This window comes from Ramlibacter sp. G4-7, assembly GCF_057784995.1.
Genome location: NZ_JBYNTT010000028.1, coordinates 1 through 22,256, shown reverse-complemented (window position 1 = coordinate 22,256; position 22,256 = coordinate 1). Strand labels below are relative to the sequence as shown.

General features: G+C 68.6%; 21 protein-coding genes, 1 tRNA gene and 1 pseudogene. 18 read left to right on the top strand and 5 right to left on the bottom strand.

Annotated elements, in window-relative coordinates; translation table 11 throughout:
* The 6 genes from AC3EGR_RS24440 to AC3EGR_RS24415 all read left to right on the top strand — a co-directional run bounded on the left by AC3EGR_RS24440 (position 1) and on the right by AC3EGR_RS24415 (position 4,729).
* Positions 1-978 (top strand): acetyl-CoA carboxylase carboxyltransferase subunit alpha, encoded by a 978-nt coding sequence (locus tag AC3EGR_RS24440; RefSeq protein ID WP_488549136.1) that lies wholly within the window; start codon positions 1-3, stop codon positions 976-978.
* Positions 941-1,936 carry a tRNA lysidine(34) synthetase TilS gene (gene tilS / locus AC3EGR_RS24435; RefSeq protein WP_488549135.1) on the top strand — a complete coding sequence of 332 codons (996 nt, stop codon included), beginning with the start codon at positions 941-943 and terminating at the stop codon, positions 1,934-1,936. The genes AC3EGR_RS24440 and tilS overlap by 38 nt, the downstream gene beginning before the upstream one ends.
* 101 nt (positions 1,937-2,037) lie before the next feature.
* Positions 2,038-3,306, top strand: a complete 1,269-nt coding sequence (locus AC3EGR_RS24430) for an aspartate kinase (protein ID WP_488549134.1) — start codon at positions 2,038-2,040, stop codon at positions 3,304-3,306.
* A gap of 58 nt (positions 3,307-3,364) precedes the next feature.
* Positions 3,365-3,458: transfer RNA gene (locus AC3EGR_RS24425), tRNA-Ser, on the top strand.
* 42 nt (positions 3,459-3,500) lie between these two features.
* Complete coding sequence (locus AC3EGR_RS24420; protein WP_488549133.1) at positions 3,501-3,680, top strand: hypothetical protein; 180 nt, start codon at positions 3,501-3,503, stop codon at positions 3,678-3,680.
* A 17-nt stretch (positions 3,681-3,697) separates the two neighbouring features.
* On the top strand, positions 3,698-4,729 hold the full coding sequence (locus AC3EGR_RS24415) for a purine-nucleoside phosphorylase (RefSeq protein ID WP_488549132.1): 1,032 nt from the start codon (positions 3,698-3,700) through the stop codon (positions 4,727-4,729).
* Between the two features lie 414 nt (positions 4,730-5,143).
* Here AC3EGR_RS24415 and AC3EGR_RS24410 read toward each other — a convergent pair whose 3' ends face one another.
* From AC3EGR_RS24410 to AC3EGR_RS24400, 3 genes are all read right to left on the bottom strand, one after another.
* Complete coding sequence (locus tag AC3EGR_RS24410; RefSeq protein ID WP_488549131.1) at positions 5,144-5,578, bottom strand: RNA-binding S4 domain-containing protein; 435 nt, start codon at positions 5,576-5,578, stop codon at positions 5,144-5,146.
* An 82-nt stretch (positions 5,579-5,660) separates the two neighbouring features.
* Entirely contained in the window at positions 5,661-7,073 is a 1,413-nt protein-coding gene (locus AC3EGR_RS24405) for a sensor histidine kinase (protein WP_488549130.1), read from the bottom strand.
* Positions 7,070-7,738, bottom strand: coding sequence for a response regulator (locus tag AC3EGR_RS24400; RefSeq protein ID WP_488549129.1), 669 nt, complete (start codon positions 7,736-7,738; stop codon positions 7,070-7,072). The genes AC3EGR_RS24405 and AC3EGR_RS24400 overlap by 4 nt, the downstream gene beginning before the upstream one ends.
* A 109-nt stretch (positions 7,739-7,847) precedes the next feature.
* Between AC3EGR_RS24400 and AC3EGR_RS24395 the strand changes: the two genes are divergently transcribed.
* From AC3EGR_RS24395 to AC3EGR_RS24345, 11 genes are all read left to right on the top strand, one after another.
* Complete coding sequence (locus AC3EGR_RS24395) at positions 7,848-8,807, top strand: Bug family tripartite tricarboxylate transporter substrate binding protein (RefSeq protein WP_488549128.1); 960 nt, start codon at positions 7,848-7,850, stop codon at positions 8,805-8,807.
* 73 nt (positions 8,808-8,880) lie between these two features.
* A complete protein-coding gene (locus tag AC3EGR_RS24390) occupies positions 8,881-9,390 on the top strand; it encodes a tripartite tricarboxylate transporter TctB family protein (RefSeq protein ID WP_488549127.1) in 510 nt (169 codons plus the stop codon).
* Between the two features lie 2 nt (positions 9,391-9,392).
* Positions 9,393-10,904 (top strand): tripartite tricarboxylate transporter permease, encoded by a 1,512-nt coding sequence (locus AC3EGR_RS24385; RefSeq protein WP_488549126.1) that lies wholly within the window; start codon positions 9,393-9,395, stop codon positions 10,902-10,904.
* Positions 10,905-11,029: 125 nt separating this feature from the next.
* Positions 11,030-12,484 (top strand): sigma-54 interaction domain-containing protein, encoded by a 1,455-nt coding sequence (locus AC3EGR_RS24380; protein ID WP_488549125.1) that lies wholly within the window; start codon positions 11,030-11,032, stop codon positions 12,482-12,484.
* A gap of 166 nt (positions 12,485-12,650) precedes the next feature.
* Positions 12,651-13,847 carry a substrate-binding domain-containing protein gene (locus AC3EGR_RS24375; protein ID WP_488549124.1) on the top strand — a complete coding sequence of 399 codons (1,197 nt, stop codon included), beginning with the start codon at positions 12,651-12,653 and terminating at the stop codon, positions 13,845-13,847.
* Positions 13,848-13,947: 100 nt separating this feature from the next.
* A complete protein-coding gene (locus tag AC3EGR_RS24370; protein ID WP_488549123.1) occupies positions 13,948-14,721 on the top strand; it encodes an ABC transporter ATP-binding protein in 774 nt (257 codons plus the stop codon).
* Positions 14,718-15,443: an ABC transporter ATP-binding protein gene (locus AC3EGR_RS24365; RefSeq protein WP_488549122.1), complete on the top strand. Its 726-nt coding sequence runs from the start codon at positions 14,718-14,720 to the stop codon at positions 15,441-15,443. The genes AC3EGR_RS24370 and AC3EGR_RS24365 overlap by 4 nt, the downstream gene beginning before the upstream one ends.
* Complete coding sequence (locus AC3EGR_RS24360) at positions 15,440-16,420, top strand: branched-chain amino acid ABC transporter permease (RefSeq protein ID WP_488549121.1); 981 nt, start codon at positions 15,440-15,442, stop codon at positions 16,418-16,420. Before AC3EGR_RS24365 ends, AC3EGR_RS24360 begins: the two co-directional genes overlap by 4 nt.
* A 10-nt stretch (positions 16,421-16,430) precedes the next feature.
* Entirely contained in the window at positions 16,431-17,567 is a 1,137-nt protein-coding gene (locus AC3EGR_RS24355) for a branched-chain amino acid ABC transporter permease (protein WP_488549120.1), read from the top strand.
* Between the two features lie 25 nt (positions 17,568-17,592).
* Positions 17,593-19,335 carry a carboxylesterase/lipase family protein gene (locus AC3EGR_RS24350; protein ID WP_488549119.1) on the top strand — a complete coding sequence of 581 codons (1,743 nt, stop codon included), beginning with the start codon at positions 17,593-17,595 and terminating at the stop codon, positions 19,333-19,335.
* Positions 19,336-19,356: 21 nt separating this feature from the next.
* Positions 19,357-20,253 (top strand): alpha/beta fold hydrolase, encoded by an 897-nt coding sequence (locus AC3EGR_RS24345; protein ID WP_488549118.1) that lies wholly within the window; start codon positions 19,357-19,359, stop codon positions 20,251-20,253.
* A gap of 71 nt (positions 20,254-20,324) precedes the next feature.
* Here AC3EGR_RS24345 and hemH read toward each other — a convergent pair whose 3' ends face one another.
* Complete coding sequence (hemH, locus tag AC3EGR_RS24340; protein WP_488549117.1) at positions 20,325-21,428, bottom strand: ferrochelatase; 1,104 nt, start codon at positions 21,426-21,428, stop codon at positions 20,325-20,327.
* A 17-nt stretch (positions 21,429-21,445) separates the two neighbouring features.
* On the opposite strand from hemH, the gene AC3EGR_RS24335 reads away from it, so the two are divergent.
* On the top strand, positions 21,446-22,141 hold the full coding sequence (locus AC3EGR_RS24335; RefSeq protein ID WP_488549116.1) for an HAD family hydrolase: 696 nt from the start codon (positions 21,446-21,448) through the stop codon (positions 22,139-22,141).
* Here the strand turns inward: AC3EGR_RS24335 and AC3EGR_RS24330 are convergent.
* Positions 22,138-22,256, bottom strand: a pseudogene (locus AC3EGR_RS24330) (IS481 family transposase); the annotation flags it as partial. The gene AC3EGR_RS24335 and the pseudogene AC3EGR_RS24330 sit on opposite strands and share 4 nt — an antisense overlap.

Genomic DNA, 22,256 nt, shown 5'->3' with positions numbered 1-22,256 from the left:
TTGGCGAAAAGAACCTTCCTGGACTTCGAGCAGCCGATCGCGGAGCTGGAGACGAAGATCGAGGAGCTGCGCTACGTACAGACCGAGTCGGCCGTCGACATCTCCGAGGAGATCGAACAGCTCGGCAAGAAGAGCCAGCAGCTGACCAAGGACATTTACAGCCAGCTCTCGCCCTGGCAGATCACCAAGATCGCCCGGCACCCGGAGCGGCCGTACACCATGGACTACCTCAACGAGATCTTCACGGATTTCGTCGAGATGCACGGCGACCGCCACTTCGCCGACGACCTGTCCATCGTGGGCGGGCTCGCCCGCTTCAACGGCAACGCCTGCGTCGTGCTGGGGCACCAGAAGGGCCGCGACACCAAGGAGCGGGGGCTGCGCAACTTCGGCATGAGCCGCCCCGAGGGCTACCGCAAGGCGCTGCGCCTGATGAAGACGGCGGAAAAGTTCAAGCTGCCGGTGTTCACCTTCGTCGACACCCCGGGCGCGTTTCCCGGCATCGACGCCGAGGAGCGCGGCCAGTCCGAGGCCATCGGCCGCAACATCTACGAGATGGCGCAGCTGGAAGTGCCGATCATCACCACCATCATCGGCGAGGGCGGCTCCGGCGGCGCGCTGGCGATCTCGGTGGCCGACCAGGTGCTGATGCTGCAGTACTCCATCTACTCGGTGATCAGCCCCGAGGGCTGCGCCTCCATCCTCTGGAAGACGTCCGAGAAGGCGCAGGACGCGGCGGACGCCATGGGCATCACGGCGCATCGCCTCAAGGCGCTGGGCCTGGTCGACAAGATCGTGAACGAGCCGGTCGGCGGCGCCCACCGCGACCACAAGCAGATGGCCGCCTTCCTCAAGCGCGCCCTCAACGACGCCTGGCGCCAGCTGAGCGACCTCAAGACGCGCGAGCTGCTGGAGCGGCGCTACGAGCGCCTGCAAAGCTATGGGCGCTTCACCGACACCAAGGCCGAATCCACCTGATCCGGCGGGCAACCCGGCGGCGAGCGCGCTCGCCGGCCTGGAGTTGCCCCTGCCGCTGGCCGTCGCCTACAGCGGCGGCGCCGATTCCACCGTGCTGCTTCTCGCCGCCGCTGCACGCTGGCCGGGACAGGTGCAGGCGATCCACGTGCACCACGGCCTGCAGGAGGCCGCGGATGCCTTCGAACAGCATTGCCGCCACACCTGTACGGAACTGGGCCTGCCCTTGCACGTGCGCCGCGTGCATGCGCGCAATGCTCTTGGCGAAAGCCCGGAGGATGCGGCGCGCAATGCGCGCTACCAGGCGCTCGCCCGCGCGGCCCGCGACGCGGGATTGAAGGCGGTGCTGCTCGGGCAGCACGCCGACGACCAGGTCGAAACCTTGCTGCTGGCATTGAGCCGCGGCGCGGGCCTGCCCGGGCTGGCGGCGATGCCGCCCGTGTTCCAGCGCGAAGGCATGGTGTTCGTGCGGCCGCTGCTCGCGCTGCCCGCGCGAACGATCCGTGCGTGGATCGCGCAGCAAGGGATCCTCGTCGTCGAGGACCCGAGCAACGCCGACACCTCGTTCACGCGCAACCGCATCCGGCACGTGGTCCTGCCGGCGCTGGAGGAAGCCTTTCCGCAGTACCGCGAGACCTTCGCGCGGTCGTCCCGCCACGCCGCGCAGGCGCAGGAGCTGCTGGAGAGCGTCGCCGTGGAGGACCTCGCGCGCATGGGCGGCTCGCCGGCGATCACCGCGCTGCAGGTGCTGCCGCGGGGGCGCCAGGGCAACGTGCTGCGCCACTGGCTGCGCAGCGGCCACCAGGCGCAGGCCAGCGCCGCGCAACTCGAGGAACTGCTGGACCAGGTCGCGGACTGCCGCACGCGCGGGCACAAGATCCGCATCAAGGTGGGCAGCGGGTTCGTGGAGCGTCATGGGGAGCGGCTGGCGTACCGCGACGACATGGCATCCGGGGCCTGACGGGGCCCTAGGTATAATCCCGAAGTTCTGCGCGCCCGTCCGCACTCGCGGACCATTTCGCCTCCGGCCGCTGCGAAGCGGCACTACACACCCCCGTTCCCATGGCATTGATCGTTCACAAGTACGGCGGCACGTCGATGGGCTCGACCGAGCGCATCCGCAATGTCGCCAAGCGCGTCGCCAAGTGGCATCGCGCGGGCCACCAGATGGTCGTGGTGCCCAGCGCCATGAGCGGCGAGACCAACCGCTTGCTGGGCCTGGCCAAGGAACTGCAGCCCGCCAAGGCCGACGACGCCGTGCTGCGCGAGCTGGACATGCTGGCGTCCACCGGCGAGCAGGTCTCCGTCGGCCTGCTCGCGCTGGCGCTGCAGTCCGAAGGCGTCCCTGCCGTCAGCTACGCGGGCTGGCAGGTCCCCGTGCACACCAACAGCGCCTACACCAAGGCCCGCATCGAGTCGATCGACGACGCGCGCGTGCGCAAGGACCTGGGGGAGGGCAAGGTGGTGGTCATCACCGGCTTCCAGGGCATCGACGACCGGGGCCACATCACGACCCTGGGCCGCGGCGGCAGCGACACCTCCGCGGTGGCCGTGGCCGCTGCGCTGAAGGCCGCCGAGTGCCTGATCTACACCGACGTGGACGGCGTGTACACGACCGACCCGCGCGTCGTGCCGGAAGCCCGTCGCCTGAGCACGGTGAGCTTCGAGGAAATGCTGGAGATGGCCTCCATGGGGTCCAAGGTCCTGCAGATCCGCTCGGTCGAATTCGCGGGCAAGTACCAGGTTCCGCTGCGCGTGCTCTCCAGCTTCACCCCGTGGGACATCCCCATCGCGGAAGAAGCGGTTTCCGGCACGCTGATCACTTTTGAGGAAGACGAGAAAATGGAACAAGCCGTTGTCTCCGGCATCGCGTTCAACCGCGACGAAGCGAAGATCTCCATCCTGGGCGTGCCCGACCGCCCCGGCATCGCGTTCCAGATCCTGGGCGCGGTGGCCGACGCCAACATCGAGGTGGACGTCATCATCCAGAACGTCTCGCACGACGGCAAGACGGACTTCAGCTTCACCGTGCACCGCAACGACTACGCGCGTGCGCAGGACGTGCTCAAGACCAAGGTGCTGCCGGCGCTGGGCACCGACCGCATCGAGGGCGACACCAGGATCTGCAAGGTCTCGATCGTGGGCATCGGCATGCGCAGCCACGTGGGCATCGCCGCCAAGATGTTCCGGGCGCTGTCGGAAGAGGGCATCAACATCCAGATGATCTCCACCAGCGAGATCAAGACCTCGGTCGTCATCGACGAGAAGTACATGGAACTGGCGGTGCGCGCGCTGCACCGCGCGTTCGACCTGGACCAGCCCGCCGCCTGAAGCGGCGGCGCGTGCCCGGCGGTCCGCAGGCCCGCCCTTGGGGCATAATCAGGATTCCGGAGCGGTGACCGAGTGGCCGAAGGTGCTCCCCTGCTAAGGGAGTATGCGGGCAAAAACCTGCATCCAGGGTTCGAATCCCTGTCGCTCCGCCAGGACCAGAAGGCCGCCTCGTGCGGCCTTTCTTCTTTCCCCCCATGCCGACCGATCTCGTCAGCCTCTTCGTCCTGGTCGCCTCTTCGGCGATCACCTTCCTGATCGCGCGCGTGCTCGGGCGCAAGTGGCGCGCCAGGCGCCGCGACAAGGAAGAGGCGGCGCGGCGCGCGGGCGAGACCCGGCAGGTGCGCCGCGCGCGCGAACGGCGCCAGGGCAAGTGACAACCCGAGGACCCTCGATGCCTGCATTCACCTTCCTTCGCCGCGCCGCCATCGCCCTGCTGGGCAGCGTGCTGCTGGCCGCATGCTCCACGGCGCCCCTGGGCTCCGCGGCCGCACCAAGCGCCATTCCGGTGAAGGTCTTCGTCGGCGCGATGTTCGAGATCGGGCAGAACACGGGCGACCGCGCCGGCGAGTTCCAGCACTGGTACGAGCGCTACTGGCGCAACGCGACGGCCATCGCGGTGCCTGGCGCCATGGGTCCGGTCTACTGCAATGCGGACGGCGTGTGCGGTTCGGTGCTCGGCATGGGCAAGGTGAATTCCTCCTCGTCCATGCAGGCGATCCTGCTGAACCCGCGCTTCGATTTCTCGCGCGCCTACTATGTGATCTCCGGCGTGGCCGGCACGCCGCCCGCGCGGGGCACCATCGGCGAGGTGAACTGGGCCACCTGGCTGGTGGACTACGACCTGGGCCACCGCTGGGCCCCGGAGGAGAACACGCCCGGCGCGGCGACCTTCATGCCGCGCAAGGGCTACGAGGAGTACCGGCGCTTCCAGCTCAACCCGACGCTGGTTGCGTGGGCCATGCAACTGTCCGCCGATACGCCCTTGAAGGATTCGGATGCGGCGCGGCGCTACCGGCTGCGCTATCCGGACGCCGCGGCGCGCCGTGCGCCTTTCGTGGGCACGGGCACGCACATGACGGGCGACACCTTCTTCCACGGGCCTGGCATGTCGAAGCAGGCCCAGTACATCGCCAAGCTGTATGGCGCCGACGACTACGTCATCACGGAGATGGAAGCGGCGGCGATCGCGCTCGTGGTCAAGCGCTCGCATGGCACCGACCGGCTGATGAGCCTGCGCGGCGCGGTCAACTTCGACCAGGGCCACCCCGGCGAAACGACGCTGCAGCACCTGGATCCCGCGCCGGGCGAGACCGCGGGAGGCTTCGCGGAGACGGTGGAGAACATCGCGCTCGTGGGCGGCCGCGTGGTGGACCACATCGTCGCGAACTGGCCTCGCTGGAAGGACGGCGTTCCCGCGCGCTGAGAAGGCGACGCGCAAATAGAAAAGCCGCCTCGTGGCGGCTTTTCACTCCCTGGCGACGCCCTTGCTTATCTGTGTGCGGACGGCTTGTCGCCGTCCTTGCGGGCCTCGTTGCGGCGGCGTGCCCCGGCAGCTTCGGGCCTGCGCGATCCGCCGGCCCGCAGCTCCAGGCCATAGGACTGCGCGGTAACCGCCAGGATGGCGGGGACCCGCTGCAGCATGGATGCCGTTCTTGTCTCGTTCATTCTTCTTACCCCTGACCGCTAGGCTTCTTGTGTGACTGCAATGGAGCCAGTATGGGCGAGCCACGTGTAAAGCTGTGCCAGCGTGCTGCGTGAGGCGGGGTCAGCGCTATCTGACACCAGCTAGGCTGCCGCGACGCACGCCGCTTCTTCCAGCAACAGGTAAAGGGGGCGCTCAGCGCTTGGGCGGCGTGTCGTCGTCGATCGACGCGCTCCACCGGTCACCCCAGCCTTGCTGCTGCGCTTCGTCCAGCTCGCGCCTGCCGCGCTTGGTCGGCCGCCCGTGCTCGATGGCCAGCGAAGGCTCGCGCGCATAGCGGCGCTGCTCGGCGGCGCGCTCGCGCTCCTGCAGGCTTTCCGCGGTTTCTTCGTAAAGCGCCTGGGCCACCGGTGCCGGCCCGCGCACAGCCGACACGCCCTTGACCACCACCGTGCGCGTCACGCCCTCGCGGCGGATGGAGACGGTGTCGCCGGCCTTCACCTCGCGCGCGGGCTTGGCATCCTGGCCATTGATGGCCACGCGGCCCTTGTCGATTTCCTCGGTCGCCAGGCTGCGCGTCTTGAAGAAGCGCGCGGCCCACAGCCACTTGTCGATGCGCAGCCGGTCCATCAGCGCCCGCAGGAAGGCCCGGAGGGCACGGAGGTCCCTGTGCAGGGGCAGGGGTTTGCGTGAAGGGAACAACAATGGACGCTCATGTTGCTGGATTCTCCGCCAGCGGCAGCCGCACCGTGGCCGTCAGGCCAGCGACGCGGCTGTCCTTTTCACGGTTTTCCAGCTGTATCGTGCCGCCGAGCGCCCGCACGATCTCCTGGCAGATCGCCAGGCCCAGCCCGGAGCCGCTGCGCACGTCCCCGGCGGAAAACGGCTGGAACAGCCGCGGCTGCAGCTCGGCTGGAATGCCGGGGCCGCTGTCGTCCACGACCAGCGCTGCGGTGCGCGCATCGGCGTGCACCCGCACGGACAGCGTCCCGCCCGGCGGCGTGTGCTTGATCGCGTTGTGCAGCAGGTTGCGGGCGAGCTCGCGCAGCATCCACTCGTGCGCGAGCACCGGCGCGGGCACGCTCTCGATGTCGAACTCGATGTCCTTGTCGGCCACCAGCGGTGCCAGTTCCAGGGCCATCGCGCGCACGGCCTCGGAAAGATCGGTCGCCTGCACGTCGGCCTGCTGGCGCAGCTGTTCCACCTTGGCGAGGGACAGCATCTGGTTGGCGAGCACGGTGGCGCGGTCGACTGTTTCCAGGATCTCGCCCAGCGCCTGGCGCGGCTCGACGTCGCCGCGCAAGGCCGATTGCACCTGCGCCTTCAGGACCGCCAGCGGCGTGCGCAGCTGGTGCGAGGTGTCGCGCACGAAGCGCTTCTGGTTGTCGAGCAAGTGCGCGAGCCGTGTCATCACCTCGTTGGTGGCCTCCAGCAGGGGCACCAGCTCGCGCGGCGCGCCCGGAGCGGGCAAGGGCGTGAGGTCGCCCTCGGGCCGCGACTGCAGCTGCTGGCTCAACCGACGCACGGGACGGGTCGCGCCTTGCACGACCACCACCACGACGAGGCCGATCACCGCCACCAGCGCGGCTTGCTGCCACAGGAAGTCGAACAGGATGCGGCGGGTCAGGCGCCGGCGCAGCTCCAGCGTCTCGGCGACCTGGATCACCGCCATCGCCCGCCCGTCCGGACTGGCCACCGGCTGCAGCAGCACCGCCACGCGCACCTGCACGTCGCGGAAGCTGGTGTCGTAGAAATTGACGAGCGCCGCGTACGGCGGCTGCGCCGGGATCGTGCCTTGCCAGAAGGGCAGGTCCGCGAAGCCCGAGACGAGCTGTCCGCGCAGGTCCGAGACGCGGTAGTACATGCGCGACTGGACGTCCGCCTCGAACGCCTCGAGGGCGGAATAGGGAACGGTGGCGCGCAGCTCCGCCTCTTCGTCGTAGCCGCGCACCGTGAGCTGCTCGCCGATCGACTTGGCGGAAGCGAGCAGGGTGCGGTCGTAGGCGGTGTTCACCGCGGCGAGCGTCTTGCGATAGAGGCTCACCGCGTTGACGGCGACGACGATGAGCACGGGCAGCAGGATGCCCGCGAGCAGGTAGCTGCGCAGCGAACGCGGGGCCTTCATTCGCCCGCTTTGAGCAGGTAGCCCAGCCCCCGCAGCGTCACCAGCTTCACGCCGGTGTGCGCGAGCTTCTTGCGCAGCCGGTAGACGACGACCTCGATCGCCTCGTACTGCACCTCCGTCTCGCCCGGGAACACGAGCTCGAACAGGCGTTCCTTGGGCACCGCGTGGCCGGGTCGGGCCAGCAGCGCCTGCAGCAGCGCGGCCTCGCGCGGCGCGAGTTCCAGGATCTCGTCGCGCCAGTGGATGGCGCCGCTTTGGCGGTCCCAGACGAGGCCGCCGACGCCAGGGTCGGCGCGGGTGCGCCCCGGTGCCCGCCGTTGCAGGGCGCGCAGCCGCGCCTCCAGCTCGTCGAGGTCGAAGGGCTTGGGCAGGTAGTCGTCCGCGCCGGTGTTCAGGCCGATGATGCGGTCGCCCACCGTCCCGCGTGCCGTGAGGATCAGCACCGGCGTCTTCAGGCCGCTGCGCCGCGCCTCCTCGAGCACCAGCAGCCCGTCCATGCCGGGCAGGGTGAGGTCGAGCATCACCACGTCGGGCGGGCTCGCCTTCCAGCGCGCCAGCGCCTCCCGGCCGTCACCGCACAGGTCGACTTCCATGCCGCGGTTCTGCAGGGTGCGCTTGAGCGCAACCTGCATGGAAGGGTCGTCCTCGATCAGCAGCAGCTTCATGTCGGCAATCATGACGGGGCGGCACATTAGCACTTTCCCTAGTACGCAGGACAGCCGAATGACAGCGACGGGGTCCACCATCCGACAGTTCCAACCCAGGAGACAACAAATGCGTCGTGACGAATTCCTCAAGAGCCTGGCCGCGCTGGCCGCGGCCGGGGCGCTGCCGCTGTCGGCCCGCGCTGCCGCCAACCTGAAGATGATGATCCCCGCCAACCCCGGCGGCGGCTGGGACACCACCGGCCGCGCCCTGGGCAAGGCGCTGACCGATGCCAAGGTCGCCGACAGCGTCACCTATGACAACAAGGGCGGCGCCGCCGGCGCGCTGGGCCTGGCCCAGTTCGTCAACGGCAGCAAGGGCGACCCGAACGCGCTGATGGTGATGGGCGCCGTGATGCTGGGCGGCATCATCACCGGCAAGCCGCCGGTGAACCTGTCGCAGGCCACGCCGATCGCCCGCCTCACCAGCGAGTACAACGTCTACGTGCTGCCCGCCAACTCGCCGTTCAAGACGATGGCCGACGTGGTCGCGCAGCTGAAGAAGGATCCGGGCAGCGTCAAGTGGGGCGGCGGTTCGCGCGGTTCCACCGAGCACATCGCCGCGGCCATGCTGGCACGCGAAGTGGGCGTCGATCCCGCCAAGATCAACTACGTGGCCTTCCGTGGGGGCGGTGAGGCCACCGCGGCCATCCTGGGCGGCAACGTCACCGTGGGCGGCTCCGGCTACAGCGAGTTCGCCGAGTACATCAAGGCCGGCAAGATGCGCCCCATCGCCGTCACCTCGGCCGAGCGCCTGAAGGGCATCGACGTGCCCACGCTGAAGGAGCAGGGCATCAACGTGGTGCTGGGCAACTGGCGCGGCGTGTACGGCGCCCCGGGCATCTCGGCCGAGCAGCGCAAGCACCTCACCGACATGGTGATGGCGGCGCTCAAGACCAAGTCCTGGCAGGAAGCGATGGAGAAGAACGACTGGACGCCCGCCGTGATGACCGGCCCGGCCTTCGACCAGTTCGTGGACAACGAGTTCGCGATGCTGCGCGCTACCATGGTCAAGGCCGGCATGGTCTGACCGCGGCCCGTCAGCTGTATCCGCCCGGTTCGCCGGGCGTTTTTCATTTCGCATGCCTGTGGAGGGCAGAACCATGACAGCAACCGCTTCCCGGCCGACCGCACAGATCCTGGTGGGGGCGATCGTCACGCTGACCGGCCTGGGCCTGGGCTTCGGCGCGCTCAAGATCCCGGGCGAGGCCGGGTACGGCGGCGTCGGCCCGAACTTCCTGCCCTGGCTGGTGGCGGCGGTCCTGTTCATCTGCGGCATCCTGATCGTGCGCGAGGCCCTCACCGGCGGCTTCCGCGACATGGCCGAGCCCTCGGGCGCGGCGCGCGCCTGGTGGCCGGGGCTGGTGTGGGTGTCCGCGGGCCTGCTGGCGAACGCCGCGCTGATCACCACCATCGGCTTCATCCTGAGCTGCACCTTGTGCTACCTGCTCGCGGTGCAGGGCCTGCGCCGGGCGCAGGGCCAGGCGGCCGGCCCGTCGACGATCGCCGTCGATGCGCTGACGGGCGCGGCGATTGCCGCTCCCGTGTTCTGGGCCTTCACCCAATTCCTGGCCATCAACCTGCCGGGCCTCACGAACTCCGGCTGGATCTGATCATGGACATCTTCGCCTCCCTGCTGCACGGCTTCGCCACGGCGATCAGCCCGGTCAACCTGCTGTGGGCCTTCGTCGGCTGCGTGCTGGGCACCGCCGTTGGCGTGCTGCCCGGCATCGGTCCCGCGGTGGCCGTGGCCATGCTGCTGCCGATCACCGCCAAGGTGGACATCACCGCGTCGATGATCTTCTTCGCGGGCATCTATTACGGCGCGATGTACGGCGGCTCGACCACCTCCATCCTGCTGAACACGCCCGGCGAAACCGCGTCCATGGTCACGGCCATGGAGGGCAACAAGATGGCCAAGAGCGGCCGCGCCGGGCAGGCGCTGGCGACGGCGGCCATCGGCTCCTTCGTCGCCGGGACCATCGCCACGGTCCTGGTGACGCTGTTCGCGCCGACGGTCGCCGACTTCGCGGTGAAACTGGGGCCGCCGGAATACTTCCTGCTGATGGTGCTGGCGTTCACCACGGTGAGCGCGGTGCTCGGGCAGAGCACGCTGCGCGGCATGACCTCGCTGTTCCTGGGCCTGGCGCTGGGCTGCGTGGGCATGGACCAGATCTCCGGCCAGGCGCGCTACACCGGCGGCATTCCGGAACTGCTCGATGGCGTCGAGATCGTGCTGGTCGCCGTGGGGCTGTTCGCCGTCGCGGAGGTGCTGTACTTCGCGCTGTACGAAGGTCGCGTGGTCGAGACGCAGAACCGGATGTCACGCGTCTACATGTCCAAGCGGGACTGGCGCCGTTCCGTCCCGGCGTGGCTGCGCGCCACGGCGATCGGCGCGCCGTTCGGCTGCATCCCCGCAGGCGGCACGGAGATTCCGACCTTCCTGAGCTACGCGGTGGAAAAGAAGCTGGCCAAGGGCGAGGACAAGGCCGAGTTCGGCACCACCGGCGCCATCGAAGGCGTGGCCGGCCCCGAAGCGGCGAACAATGCCACGGTGACCACGGCGCTGATCCCGCTGCTGACGCTGGGCATCCCCACCTCGAACACGACCGCCATCCTGCTGGGCGCGTTCCAGAACTACGGCATCCAGCCCGGGCCGCAGCTGTTCACGACCTCCGCCGCGCTGGTGTGGGCGCTGATCGCCTCGCTGTACCTGGGCAACCTGATGCTGCTGATCCTGAACCTGCCGATGGTGAAGCTGTGGGTGCAGCTGCTGAAGATCCCCAAGCCCCAGCTCTATGCCGGCATCCTGATCTTCGCCACGGTGGGTGCCTACGGCATGCGCCAGAGCGCCTTCGACCTGGTGCTCCTGTGGGGGATCGGGCTCGTGGGCGTGCTGATGCGCCGCTTCGACTTCCCGACGGCGCCCGTGGTCGTGGGCATGATCCTGGGGCCGCTGGCCGAGGCGCAGCTGCGCAACGCGGTGTCGATCGGCGAGGGCAGTGCCCGCGTGTTCGTGGAACGCCCGATGTCCATCGGCCTGCTGGTGGTCATCGTGGCGGTGCTGCTGGTGCCGCGGATCTTCAAGCGGATGGCGGCGCGCAAGGAGCGGCTGGCGGCAGCCTGACGGCCAGAGCTTTCTTCACCGCAGAGGCGAGCGGGGGAGGGCGGAGGTTTCACTCCGGGTTTCCTCTGCGTTTCCCGCGCCTGTCCGGTGAAGGTCTTGCGGGCTGCTGGCGCTACCATCGCCGCATGAAGTCCGACGCCTCGCTGCCCCTGGACGGCCAGCGCATCCTGGAGCTGGCGGCCCGCTCCATGTTCGACCTGTTCGCCAACGCCAGCGAAGGCATGCTGCTGGTGGACCGCGACGCGCGCGTCGTCTGGGTCAACGACCAGTACAAGCGCTTCCTTCCGGCGCTGGGCTACCAGCGTGTCGAGGACTTCGTCGGCCACCCCGTCTCCGAGGTGGTGCAGAACACGCAGATGCACCGCGTGCTGGAAACGGGCAAGCCGATCCTGATCGACCTGCTGTCCAACAAGGCGGGCACCTTCGGCGTGAGCCGCATCCCGCTGCGGGACGAGCAGGGCAAGGTCATAGGTGCGCTGGGCATCGTCCTGTTCGACCACCCCGAGACCACCCTGCAGCCGCTGATCCACAAGTTCGCCAACCTGCAGCGGGACCTGGACGACGCGCGGCGCGAGCTCGCTTCGCAGCGGCGCAGCAAGCACACCCTGGCCAGCTTCATCGGCAGCAGCCCCGGCGCGGTCAACGTCAAGCGCCAGGCCCGCAAGGCGGCGCAGTCCTCCAGCCCGGTGCTGCTGCTCGGGGAGACGGGCACCGGCAAGGAGCTGCTCGCGCACGCCATCCACGCGGCGTCGGCGCGTTCGCGCGGCCCCTTCGTCAGCGTGAACATCGCCGCCATCCCGGACACGCTCCTGGAAGCGGAGTTCTTCGGCGTCGCGCCGGGCGCGTACACGGGCGCGGACCGCAAGGGGCGCGACGGCAAGTTCAAGCTGGCCCACGGCGGCACGCTCTTCCTCGACGAGATCGGCGACATGCCGCTCGCGCTGCAACCGAAGCTGCTGCGCGCGTTGCAGGAAGGCGAGATCGAGCCGCTGGGCTCCAACAAGGTGGTCCCCTTCGACGCGCGGGTGATCGCCGCGACTTCGCGCGACCTCGCAGCGCTGGTGCGCGAAGGCAGGTTCCGCGAAGACCTGTACTACCGCTTGAACGTGCTGCCGATCAAGGTGCCTCCCTTGCGCGAACGCAGTGCCGACATCCCCGCGATCGCGGAAGTGCTGGTCGAGGACATCGCGATGCGCAACGGCACCGCGCCGTTCGAGCTCGATGCCGCGGCGCTGGCGCTGCTGTCGTCGCAGCGCTGGCGCGGCAACATCCGCGAACTGCGCAACGTGCTGGAGCAGGCCGCCATGCGCAGCGACTCGCAGCAGATCGACGAGCGCACGCTCGAGGAGGTGCTGCGCGAGGCCGGGATCGAGCGCTTGCCGCCCGCCCCGCCTCCGCGCGCCGTGGCGAGCCCTCCCCCGCGCGATGTCCTGCGGCCGCTCGCCGAGCAGGTGGCGGAGGTCGAGCGGCAGGCGATCCAGGCCGCGCTCGCGGCCACCGGCGGCAACAAGCTCGCTGCTGCGCGGCTGCTGGGAATCTCGCGGGCCAAGCTCTACGAACGCCTGGAACTGGTTGCCTGAAATCCGGGCAGTTGTCTGGAAAACAGGCAAACCGGCTGCCTGAAAGTCAGGCATCGACCCCCGCGCTAGAGAAATTTGTGCTGCTGTGACAAGCACTTGCGCGCTGGCACGGCGAATGCAAGAGCCGCCCGGTTCCCGCATTCCAACACCTCAGGAGACACCTCCCATGCAACGACGCACCTGGGTCGCCATTGCCGCGCTCGCCGCTTCCGCCTTCGCCAGTCCGCTGGCCTGGTCGCAGGCCAAGGAAATCCGCATCGCCCACATCTACAGCCGCACGGGCCCGCTGGAGGCCTACGGCAAGCAGACGCAGACGGGCTTCCTCATGGGGCTGGACTACGCCACCGGCGGCACCATGGCCATCAATGGCAAGAAGATCGTCGTCATCGAGAAGGACGACCAGGGCAAGCCGGACCTGGGCAAGTCGCTGCTGGCCGCCGCCTACTCGGACGACAAGGCCGACCTCGCCGTGGGCCCGACCTCCTCCGGCGTGGCGCTGGCCATGCTGCCGGTTGCCGAGGAGTACAAGAAGATCCTGCTGGTGGAGCCCGCCGTGGCCGACTCCATCACCGGCGACAAGTGGAACAAGTACATCTTCCGCACCGGCCGCAACAGCTCGCAGGACGCGATCTCCAATGCCGTGGCCATGGACAAGGACAACGTCTCCGTCGCCATGCTGGCCCAGGACTACGCCTTCGGCCGCGACGGCGTGAAGGCCTTCAAGGACGCGCTGCACAAGGCGAAGATCGTCCACGAAGAGTACCTGCCGATGACCACGACCGACTTCACGGCCGGCATCCAGCGGCTGATCGCGGCGCTCAAGGACAAGCCGGGCCGCAAGATCATCGCGGTGGTGTGGGCCGGCGGCACGCCGCCCTTCAATGCGCTGGCCGACGCCGACCTGCAGAAGCGCTACGGCATCGAGGTGGGCACCGGCGGCAACATCCTGCCGGCGATGACCGCGTACAAGCGCTTCCCCGGCATGGAAGGCGCGACGTACTACTACTTCGGCCTGCCGAAGAACGCGGCGAACGACGCCATGGTCTCCCAGCACTACAAGGAGTTCAAGACGCCGCCCGACTTCTTCACGGCCGGGGGCTTCTCCGCCGCGATGGCCGTGGTCACCGCGCTGAAGAAGACCGGCGGCGACGCGACGGCGGCCAAGCTGATCCCCGCCATGGAGGGCATGTCCTTCGACACGCCCAAGGGCAAGATGACGTTCCGCAAGGAAGACCACCAGGCCATGCAGAGCATGTACCACTTCAAGATCAAGGTGGACCCGGCCTTCGCCTGGGGCGTGCCGGAACTGGTGCACGAGATCAAGCCGGAAGAGATGCAGGTTCCGATCCGGAACAAGCGCTAGGCGGCTGGGGGGCGGCGTCCGCCGCCCCGTCCTTCGAAGAATTCATTGGGAGCAGGGCGCGCGGGGCGCGCCCAGGCTGTCGCTCACCCTGAAGAAAGCCATGAGCCAACTCGCCACGCACGACCTGACGGTCCGGTTCGGCGGCCACGTCGCCGTCAATGGCGTCACCTGCTCCTTCGAGCCGGGGACGCTGACGGCCATCGTCGGCCCCAACGGGGCCGGCAAGACGACCTACTTCAACCTGATCTCGGGCCAGCTCAAGGCGAGCTCCGGTAAGGTGACCCTGGGCGGGCGCGAACTCTCCGGCGCCTCCGCTTCGGAACGTACGCGCGCCGGCCTGGGGCGCGCCTTCCAGCTCACCAACCTGTTCCCGCGCCTGACGGTGCTGGAAAACGTGCGGCTGGCGGTGCAGGCCACGCGTGGCGGCTCGCACCGCCGGGGGCTGAACCTGTGGAGCGTGTGGAGCGACCACCGCGACCTGCTCGCGCGTGCCGACGAACTGCTGGAGTCGATCGCGCTGAAGGACCGGGAGCAGGAGCTCGTCGCCAACCTGCCGCACGGCGACCAGCGCAAGCTGGAAGTGGCGCTGCTCATGGCGCTGGAACCGCAGGTCTACATGTTCGACGAGCCGACGGCGGGCATGAACCACGCCGAGGCGCCCGTGATCCTGGACCTGGTCCGCCGGCTGAAGGCCGACAGGACCAAGACGATCCTGCTGGTGGAACACAAGATGGACGTGGTGCGGGAACTGGCCGACCGCATCATCGTGCTGCACAACGGCACGCTGGTGGCCGATGGGGAGCCAGCCGAGGTGATCGCATCGCCGGTCGTGCAGGAGGCTTACCTGGGCGTGTCCCCGAAGGAGGCCGCATGAGCGACAACCTCCTCACCCTGTCCGGCGTGCACACGCACATCGGCGCGTACCACATCCTGCATGGCGTCGACCTCGCCGTGCCGCGCGGGCAGCTGACGATGCTCCTGGGCCGCAACGGCGCCGGCAAGACCACGACGCTGCGCACCATCATGGGCCTGTGGCGCGCCTCGCAGGGCAGCATCGTCTTCGACGGCCAGGACATCACCGCGCTGCCGACGCCGCAGATCTCCGGACGCGGCGTGGCCTACGTGCCGGAGAACATGGGCATCTTCGCGGACCTGACGGTCAAGGAGAACATGGTGCTGGCCGCCCGCGGCGCCCGCAACGCGTCGGCGATCGACCAGGAACGCCTGCAGTGGATCTTCTCGCTCTTCCCCGCGGTGGAGAAGTTCTGGAACCACCCCGCGGGCAAGCTCTCCGGCGGCCAGAAGCAGATGCTGGCGGTCTCGCGCGCGATCGTCGAGCCGCGCGAGCTGCTGATCATCGACGAGCCGAGCAAGGGCCTCGCCCCCGCGATCATCAACAACATGATCGCCGCCTTCGGTCAGCTCAAGGCCAAGGGCGTGACCATCCTGCTGGTCGAACAGAACATCAACTTCGCCAAGCGCCTGGGCGACACGGTCGCCGTGATGGACAACGGCGTGGTCGTGCATGCGGGTTCCATGAAGGAGCTCGCGGAGAACGAAGAACTGCAGCATTCCCTGCTGGGGCTGGCGCTATGAACTTCAAGGAGATGGACTGGAAGCCGCTGGCGCTGGTGCCGGTGCTCGCCTTGCTCGTGCTGCCCTTCGTGGGCTCGCCCGCGACCTGGGTGACCCTGACGGTGGCGGGCCTCGCCATGGGCATGATCATCTTCATCATCGCCTCGGGCCTCACGCTGGTCTTCGGCCTGATGGACGTGCTGAACTTCGGCCACGGCGTGTTCATCGCGCTCGGCGCCTTCGTCGCCACCAGCGTGCTGGGCGCCATGGGGGACTACACGGGTTCCGCGAGCCTGTGGCGCAACCTGCTCGCCGTGCTGCCCGCGATGGTGGTCGCCATGCTGGTGGCCGGTGCCATCGGGCTCGCCTTCGAGCGCTTCATCGTGCGGCCGGTCTACGGCAACCACCTCAAGCAGATCCTCATCACCATGGGCGGGATGATCATCGGCGAGGAACTGATCAAGGTGATCTGGGGTCCGCTGCAGATCCCGCTGCCCTTGCCCGAGGGCATGCGCGGCAGCCTCTACCTCGGCGATGCCGCGGTGGAGAAGTACCGCCTGATCGCCGTGGTGGTGGGCCTCGTCGTGTTCGGCTTGCTGCTGTGGACGCTCACCCGGACCAAGATCGGCCTGCTGATCCGCGCCGGCGTGCAGGACCGCGAGATGGTGGAGTCGCTCGGCTACCGCATCCGCGTGCTGTTCGTGGGCGTCTTCGTGGTGGGCAGCGCGCTGGCCGGCCTGGGCGGCGTGATGTGGGGCCTGTACCAGCAGAACGTGGTGCCGCAGATGGGCGCGCAGGTCAACGTGCTGATCTTCATCGTGCTGATCATCGGCGGCCTGGGTTCCACCACGGGCGCGCTGGTGGGCGCGCTGCTGGTCGGCCTGATGGCCAACTACACCGGCTTCCTGGTGCCCAAAGCGGCGCTGTTTTCCAACATCCTGCTGATGATGGCCATCCTGCTGTGGCGCCCGCAAGGCGTCTACGCCTTGAGCAAGTGAGGACCAAGCCATGCTGACGCGCATCCTCTCCAACGACTTCCCGCGCAGCCGCGTGCTGGCGGTGATCCTGCTGCTGATCTTCCTCGCGCTGGCGGTGACGCCTTTCGCCATCCCCGGCGTCAAGGCGCTGAACGTGGCCGCCAAGATCCTCGTCTTCATCGTGCTGGTGGCGAGCTTCGACCTGCTGCTGGGCTACACGGGCATCGTGAGCTTTGCCCACACCATGTTTTTCGGCATCGGCGCGTATGGCGTGGCGATCGCGTCGACGCGCCTGGGCGCGGGCTGGGGCTCGCTCGCCATCGGCATTGGCGCGGCGCTCGTGCTGTCGCTGCTGCTGGCTGCGGCCATCGGCCTGTTCTCGCTGCGGGTGCGCGCGATCTTCTTCTCGATGATCACGCTGGCTTTCGCGGCGGCCTTCCAGACGCTCGCCTCGCAGTTGTCGGAGATCACGGGCGGCGAAGACGGGCTGACCTTCAAGATGCCCGAGGTTCTGTCGCCCAGCTACGAGTTCGACCTGTTCGGCCACACCTACGACGGCCGCCTGGTCTGCTACTACCTGCTGTTCGTCGCGGCCACGGTGCTGTTCCTGGCCATGCTGCGCATCGTCAACTCGCCCTTCGGCCGCGTGCTGCAGGCGATCCGCGAGAACGAGTTCCGGGCCGAGGCGATCGGCTACCGGGTGGTCGTGTACCGCACGATCTCCAGCGTGCTGTCGGCGCTGTTCGCGACGCTGGCCGGCGCGATGCTGGCGATCTGGCTGCGCTACAACGGGCCGGACACGACGCTCTCGTTCGAGATCATGCTCGACGTGCTGCTGATCGTCGTGATCGGCGGCATGGGCACGATCTACGGCGCGGTGATCGGCTCGGGCCTGTTCCTGGTGGCGCAAAGCTACCTGCAGGACCTGCTGAAACTGGGCAGCGGGGCCGTTGCCGGCGTGCCCTGGCTGGCGGCGCTCCTGTCGCCGGACCGCTGGCTGCTCTGGCTGGGCGTGCTGTTCGTGCTGTCCGTCTACTACTTCCCCACCGGCGTCGTCGGGCGCCTGCGCGCCTTGCGCGGCGCCACGCCGGTGCGGTCTCCGTCCCTTCCCGCGGCAACGGCCGCATCCCCCAAGAAGAGAGTGCAAGGAGACTATGTTGAAAGCTAGCAAGACATTGCAATGCGCGCGACGCATGGGAATCAAAGGCGCCTGGGCGGCCGCGCTTGCCGCGCCGCTGCTGCTCGCCGCCTGCGGCGGTGGCGGCGGGTTAGACCTCGGCGGTCCGCTGCTGCAGGACCTGTCGCTGCGCAGCACGAACCTCGGCCCGATCAAGGGCGCCGAGGACAAGGCGAGCGGCACCTACGCGTGGAAGGGCATTCCTTACGCAAAGCCACCGGTGGGAGCCCTGCGGTGGCAGCCGCCGCAGGACCTGCCGGCCTGGACCAGCATCAAGACGACGACGGCGTTCGCCCCCGCGTGTTCGCAGTACGGCCGCATCTACGGTCCGGGCTCCAACAATCGCTATGACGAGACCATCGGCACGACCTTGAACCAGGCGGTCGGCAACGAAGACTGCCTGTACCTCAACGTCTGGCGTCCCTCGAGCAAGGACGAGAACCTGCCGGTGATCGTGTTCTTCCACGGCGGCAGCAACGTCTCCGGCTACACCGCCGACCCGGTGTACGACGGCGCGGCGCTGGCGAAGGCGGCGAACGCGGTGGTGGTGACGGCCAACTTCCGGGTGGGCATCCTGGGCTTCCTCACCGTGCCGCAGCTCAAGACCGGCGACCCGGCCAACGATTCCGGCAACTACACGATGCTGGACAGCATCAAGGCGCTCCAGTTCGTGCGCACCAACGCGCGCAACTTCGGCGGCAACCCCGACAACGTGACCATCATGGGCCAGTCGGCGGGCGCCATCAACGTATGGGCCCTGCAGACGTCACCCCTGATGACGGCAGCGAACCCCAAGCTGTTCCACCGGAACGTGCCCTTGTCCGGCGGTATCTCGCTGGCCAGCAACCTGCCCCTTGGCAGCATCCCGACGCTGTCGCCGCTGTCGCAGTACCAGGCGCAGGGCCTCACGCTGCTGCAGCAGTTGCTGATCGTCGACGGCCTCGCCACGGATGCCGCTTCGGCGAACACCTACATCGCCGGCAAGACGAATGCGGAGGTCGCCGCTTACCTGCGCGGCAAGACGCCGCAGCAGCTGTTCACGACGCTGCTCACGCGCCTGCCGCTGCTGGCCGGCTCCGGGCCCATCCCCGACGGCACCGTCGTGGCGACGGATCCGATCGGCGCGATCAACGCAGGCAACTACGTGAAGGTGCCGGTGCTTGCCGGCAACGCACGTGACGAAGGCAAGCTGTTCCCGTCCTTCCTGCCGCTGGTGGGCGGCACGGGCAATGCGCGCATCGTCACGGACGCGCAGCTGTTCGCCAACCACTTCTCGTACAAGCCCGATGCCCCGGCGCAGACGACCGTGGACCAGTGGATCGCCGCGTCCTACCTGCCGGTCAACGCACCGACCACCGGCTTCACTGCGCGCGCGGAGGCGCTCAACCGCGTGTTCTTCCTCAACAGCCGCGACAACGTGCTCAACGCGCTGAAGACGCAGCAGCCCAACGTCTGGTACTACCGCTTCGACTGGGACGAGCAGCCGGCGCCGTGGAACGACATCTACGGCGCGGTGCACGTGGTGGACCTGCCCTTCATCTTCGGCAACTTCGGCCCCTCGCTGTTCGGCAACGTGTGGTTCAACACCGCCAACCGCCCCGGGCGCCTGGAGCTTTCCGCCGCGATGATGCAGACGCTCTCCACGTTCGCCCGCAACGGCGACCCGAACAACGCGTCGCTCGGCGTAAGCTGGCCGGTGTGGCCGGGCAAGCTGGTCTTCGACGCGACGCCGACCAGCAAGGCGATCCACGTCGAATGAGCCCAGCGTAGGGGAAAGCACATGCCATCCAGTTCGAACTACGCCACCTGCGCGGGACGCGAGATCCACTACACCGAGTGGGGCGCGGAACATGCGCGGACGGTGATCGCGTGGCACGGCCTCGCGCGCACCGGCCGCGACATGGACGAACTGGCGGAGTGCCTTTCCTCCAGCTTCCGGGTGATCTGCCCGGACACCCTCGGGCGGGGCTTGAGCCAATGGAGCCCCGACCCGACGGCCGAATACCGGCTGGAGTTCTACGCCCGCCTGGCCGCGGAGCTGATGGACCAGCTCGGGATCGGGCGTGCGCACTGGGTGGGCACGTCCATGGGCGGGGCGATCGGCACCGTGTGCGCGGCGGGCCTCTTCCAGCCGCAATTGCAGGACCGCATCCTCAGCCTCGTGCTGAACGACAACGCGCCTCGGCTCGCGGCCGCCGCCGTCGAGCGCATCCGCAACTATGCGGGCAACCCGCCGGCCTTCGATTCGATGTCGCAGCTCGAAGCCTTCTTCCGCCAGGTCTACAAGCCCTATGGCTGGCTGAGCGACGCCCAGTGGCGGCGCCTCGCGCAGACCTCCATGCGGCGCCTGCCGGACGGCCGCGTGACGCCCCATTACGACCCGGCAATCGTGCGCCAGTTCATCGACCATCCGCACGACTACGACCTGTGGGAGCACTACGACCGGCTGCGCATCCCGGTGCTGCTGCTGCGGGGCGCGGAGTCGGACCTCGTGCTGCCCGATGCCGCGGCGGAGATGATGACGCGCGGGCCCGGGCCGCTGGGCCTGGTGCGCGTGCAGGAAGTGGCCGGCTGCGGCCACGCGCCGGCGCTGAATGTTCCGGAGCAGCTGGAGCTGGTGAAAGGTTTCGTCGAGCGCAGTGACGCGGTCGCCGCAAAGGCCAAGGTCACTGCATAGGCGATTGGCGATCGGAGCGGTTCGCGGTGCCCCACCGCCGTTCCACGAAAATCGCAGGGTATCGGGTGGGCTCAGCGCTCCGCGCCCAGGGCCATCGCGCGCTTTTTCTGCTCTGCCAGCTCCCCGACATCCACTTGCACCTGCGTCGGCCAACCGGAGAGGTGGCGCGAGGCGATCCCACCCAGCGCATGGATCCACTCGGTCTCGTCGTTGAGGCAAGGGATGTAGTGGAAGTCCTTGCCGCCCGCCGCGAGGAAGGCAGCGCGGCCTTCCTGCGCGATCTCCTCCAGCGTCTCCAGGCAGTCGCTGGTGAAGCCGGGGCAGGCCACGTCCACGCGCCGCTTGCCCGCCCGGGCCAGCGCCTGCAGCGTCGGCTCGGTGTACGGCTCCAGCCACTTCGCCTTGCCGAAGCGGGACTGGAAGGTCACCGTGAACTGCGAGGCCTCCAGCTGCAGCGCCTCGACCAGCAGCCGGGCCGTCTTGCGGCACTCGCAGTGGTAAGGGTCGCCCAGATGCAGCGTGCGTTCCGGCACGCCGTGGAAGCTGAGGACCAGGTGCTCCGGCCGCCCGTGCTCGCGCCAGTGCCGCTCGATGCGGCGGGCCAGCGCCCTGATGTAGCCGGGGTCGTCGTGGTAGCGGTTCACGAAGCGCAGCTCCGGGACATTGCGCTGCGTGCGGGTCCAGGCGCTCACCGCGTCGATCACGCTGGCCGTCGTGGTTCCCGAGTACTGCGGGTACGCGGACAGGACCAGGATGCGGCTCGCACCTGCGTCGGCCAGCGCCTGCAGCTGGCTGGCGATCGAGGGCGTCCCATAACGCATCGCATAGGCGACGCGCACGCGGTGGCCTTGCTCGCCCAGCCAGCCTTGCAGGCGCTTGGACTGGCGCTCGGTCCACAGCTTCAGGGGCGAGCCGTCCGGCGTCCAGATCGTCGCGTATTTGGCCGCCGACTTCGCGGCGCGCAGGGGCAGGATCAGCCCGTACAGGATGGGCAGCCACACCGGCCGCGGGATCTCCACCACCCGCGGGTCGCTCAGAAATTCGGCGAGGTAGCGGCGCACGGCCTGCGGCGTGGGCGCCTGCGGCGTTCCAAGGTTGCACAGGAGCACGGCGGTCTGGGACGCCTGGCCGTGCGCGTGGGGGCTGGCGGCGGGCGGGCGGGGTGCAGTCGGCATTGAGCTATTCTCGCCGCATGCTCGAACTGGGGAAAATCAAGGCCATCACGCTGGACCTGGACGACACGCTGTGGCCGATCTGGCCCACGATCGAGCGTGCGGAGAAGGTGCTGCTGCAGTGGCTGTCGGCGCACGCGCCCATGACCTCGGCGCTGTTCGCGAACCCGGCGGCGCTGCGCGACATCCGCGCGGAGATGACGGTTTCGCGCCCCGACCTCAAGCACGACATGAGCGCGCTGCGGCGCGAATCCATCCGCCTGGCGCTGAGCCGCGCCGGCGACGACCCGCAGCTCGCGGAACCCGCCTTCGAGGCCTTCTTCGCCGAGCGGCAACGCGTCACGCTGTTCGAGGACGTGCTGCCCGCGCTGGAGTTCCTGGCTGCGCGCTTCCCACTGGTGGCGCTGTCCAACGGCAACGCCGACGTGCACCGCGTGGGGGTCGGCCACTTCTTCCGCGCGTCGGTGTGCGCGCGCGATTTCGGGGTCGGCAAGCCGGACCCGCGGATCTTCCATGCCGCGGCCGGCGCGGTGGACACCATGCCGGAATACATCCTGCACGTCGGCGACGACGTGACGCTCGATGCGCTGGGCGCGCTGAACGCGGGCATGCAGGCGGCCTGGCTGAACCGCTCGGACGCCATCTGGCCGCACGAGCAGGAGCCGCACGTCACCCTGACGCACCTGGGCGAACTGCGCGACCTGTTCGTCGCCTAGCTGTGGAGTGTCAAGAGGTTCTTTCGAGGAATCGAAAGACGAGACACGGGAGGCATCAGGCTGATGCCGTGGTGGGGCCGGTGCCAGTTGTAGAAGTGAGTCCAGGCGGGCAAGG